Source organism: Sneathiella sp. (assembly GCF_041689005.1).
In the GTDB taxonomy this organism is placed as follows: Bacteria; Pseudomonadota; Alphaproteobacteria; order Sneathiellales; family Sneathiellaceae; genus Sneathiella.
The window spans coordinates 1-3,310 of record NZ_JBDNHC010000075.1 but is presented as its reverse complement, the minus strand read 5'-3'; the positions used below and the strand labels follow the sequence as shown (position 1 = coordinate 3,310).

Below are 3,310 nucleotides of genomic sequence, written 5' to 3'. Positions count from 1 at the left end.
ATCGATAGCCGACACACGCTTCGTTTCCAGACTACTCATCGATCACCAAGGGGATATTTTCCAACAGACTTAAAGGTTTGCGCTACCGCACTAATCAAGAAGTCCGAAATCACTCGCAATGCATGGACTGAATAGAAGAGGAACTCCAGCTGCTGAGCGACACGTGGAATCATGCACACGATACCTTCCGAAAGATCAAATCTGACCATCGTTGTCTGTAAGCTTGATATAGCTTTAAGTGCTCTAAACTGAGCTATGATACGAGTATCTGACATTTTGAGTATGCTGATCTAATCGATTTCCGACGTTTTCGACAAAGATAATTCGTCACAATCACCGAGACCGTGCGACTCTGTATATCAAAAATTCATTAAATAATTCCGCTCGGACCTGCAAGGTTAAGATCTTTTAATTCTCGATAGTTCAAAATCCTATTTGAGTCTGAAATTATCCAGCGCCTCTCTTATTTCGCTACGAAACCGGGACCACGTCCTCTTTGCGGCTTCCTTCTGACACGCCCGTCCCATCGCTGAAACTTCGGAGGGATTAGCCAAAAACCAGCGGATCTTTCGGACCAAGAAATCCACATCGCGTATTGGCCCGACAAATCCGGTCCGCCCTTCCTCCAGCAAATCCGGGCCTGCCGTATTTGTTGTGGTGATGACCGGTAATCCAACTGACATTGCTTCAAGGATCACATGAGCGAATGACTCTACCAACGACGGAAAGATAAAAACGTCAGCCTCCTGCAATTCCTGCACCAATTCCTCACGCGACGCATTCCAAACCAAACGGAAAGGGACATCGGAAAAGGTGTCGAGCAGCACATCGTCGCGCGCGCCCCGCCCAACCAAAACCAATTCCACCTGTTTTCCACGCAACTGCCGGACGGCCTCGAGCAGATAGCTCAATCCTTTTCTTTGCACAATTGAGCCGACAAATATTAGCCGCAGTGAATAGCTTGTATTCTGGTTATCAAAGCTTTTCGGGTAAAACGATCCCGAATCAATCCCGTAGGGGACCACAACAATACGATCCGAGTTAACCCCGGCTTCAACTAACGTCTGTTTCGCAAACGAACTCGGCGTGATCACATGGTTGGCACAGAGTGCCTCTCTAGACAGGCGTTCTAACGTGACTGCAGGGAAATTGAGTTCATTTTCAAGGGACAAAGATCCTTCAGAAGCAGGACAATGTTGGAGCTCCTCCAGCAGAATCCTTCTAACTGCCGCCGGATGCGGATGAACCTGGAAGATAATCTTCTGCAGGTTCGCCGGCATCTGCTCAAAAACATAGGAAGCATAGTAACTGTAGGCTACAACCGGTAGGTGGTGCCCTGTAGCCATCCGACCGCAAGCCCGACCGAGTGCCGCATCCTTCCAACGCACAAATCGAGTGGAGGGGAGCGCCCGGTTCAGGAGGCTGGCCATCAGCGCAAGCCACGAAATCTGCACCCGGTAAGCAGGTAGCTCGGCATGCACCCGGCTACTGCTACGCTCCCTCCCGGCAATTAGGGCGGCGAGCCTTTGCATCCATACTGGCATCGCCGGCAAATAGAGCTCATTGATCAGCCTATGCAGACGACCCGTTTCCTGTAGCGCCAAGGCAACCTGATAATGGTCTCGGGAGCCGGCAACAACCACGAGGTAACGCTCCCTTTCGGGAACTTGCACTGGTATCAATAACAAAGAGGACATCGTATTGGGATTCACGGAGAAATTGGGTCGAAGGTTTCAAACAAACTAGAACTTCTGACCTGACTATATTCTGTGCGTCAAGAACACGATACGAACAGCGACGACAAAAGGGCGATTCGCATGGGCAGATCTGTTAATGCGCTAAGGATGTCTCGCCGTCTTCTCCGATCCTGTTCTATCGAAACTCTACCACCTGCAATCGACACGATCCGGAGGTGCTTCAGCCAGCTAGTTCGAATATTAAGCAAAAGCAATGTTGTCGGTCCGCAAAAGAAAGGTATCCTATAGTATCACGTTCTCGACGGGGACGCAGAACCATCTAGGTTACTACAGCAATCAATGTATGATTCCGTACTATCAGATTCAAAGGATTTCATGTGTTTATTTTATTTTCAGTCTATGGAAATATTATTTTTCCAGGAAGTTGCAACGTTTTCACCAAACGCCTCGCCCGCACCCAAGAGCGGAAGATAAGAACGGGTAAAAGCGGCATCTGCCAAAGAGGAACAGCCGTAATCGCTCCCCACGCTGGTTTAATATCAGCACAAATCAGGCCATAGGTCGCCACCTTTGCTGCCGCGTCACCAACTGTCTTGAGCTGAAGTCGCAATTCCCCCCACCAGCCCAAATTTAGTATACGTCCCTCTGTAGCCAGAAACTCACGGCCAAATATCCGCCACTCATAAACCGACTTGCTACCCTTAAGCTGCGTTGCCGTTACTGAGTCATTTTGTACACGATTCACACACAAATTAGCAGGAATGTAAAGGTAGTCATAATGGCAGCACAATTTCATATATAAGAAAATATCAAGATGGCCAAAGCGATTATCATACGCATGCCCTTCTTGAAACACGCGGTTACTCAATGTAGCAGTCACAATACCCGGCAATGGTATTTTGCTTTCACCCCTAATAAGCGCAACGATATACCTCTTTCTTAAGAGCAATACAGAATCTCCATTCTTAAGGCTAAGCCCCCTTCGCTCTACGTTTCCGAAAAGCTTGTCCTCACCGGTTCCGATAAGACCAACCTGTTTCCGCTCACTCTCGGTTAACGCCCCCAATTCCATGACGATCTTTTCCAGGCAGTCCCCGCGGAGCAAGTCATCATGCGCCAGCATCTTAATCCATCGTCCATGGGCCATTCTGCAAACTCGGTTCCAATTGTCTCCCATGGGGATCAGTTTCTCCGTTCTACTAAATCGGACTCGTTTGTCTTTCTGAACATACTCATTCAAAATAGAAAGTGTCTCGTCCGAAGAAGCATTTTCAGAAATACAGATTTCAAAATCATCATATGATTGCTGCAACGCACTATCCAATGCCGCCCGAAGATAATGGGCTCCGTTTCGAACCGGAATTGCAATACTAAACATTGGATCTAATCGTTTCATATTATATATTACTATTTCATTTCGATCAAACACCTACAGCTAACGGTGCCTGTGATATTGGAGAGGATTCAAGCATACGACGATATAAAGAGATATAATCGTCAACCTCACGTTCAAGCGTAAACGTACCTGAGACTCGTGCACGACCGACGACACCCAAATTTTCAATCCGATCCGGAGCCATGAAAAGATGTTCAAGTGCATCTGCCCAAAGTTT

The 3,310-nt window shown here is 47.8% G+C and carries 3 protein-coding genes; all 3 read right to left on the bottom strand.

Features of this window, described 5'->3' with window-relative positions:
* Window positions 1–431 precede the first annotated feature (431 nt).
* On the bottom strand, window positions 432–1,643 hold the full coding sequence (locus ACESNI_RS09630) for a glycosyltransferase family 4 protein (RefSeq protein ID WP_373086368.1): 1,212 nt from the start codon (window positions 1,641–1,643) through the stop codon (window positions 432–434).
* Between the two features lie 451 nt (window positions 1,644–2,094).
* Window positions 2,095–3,093, bottom strand: coding sequence for a glycosyltransferase family 2 protein (locus tag ACESNI_RS09625; protein ID WP_373086367.1), 999 nt, complete (start codon window positions 3,091–3,093; stop codon window positions 2,095–2,097).
* A 25-nt stretch (window positions 3,094–3,118) separates the two neighbouring features.
* Window positions 3,119–3,310: glycosyltransferase (locus ACESNI_RS09620; protein WP_373086365.1), on the bottom strand; the 192-nt coding region annotated here is incomplete at its 5' end.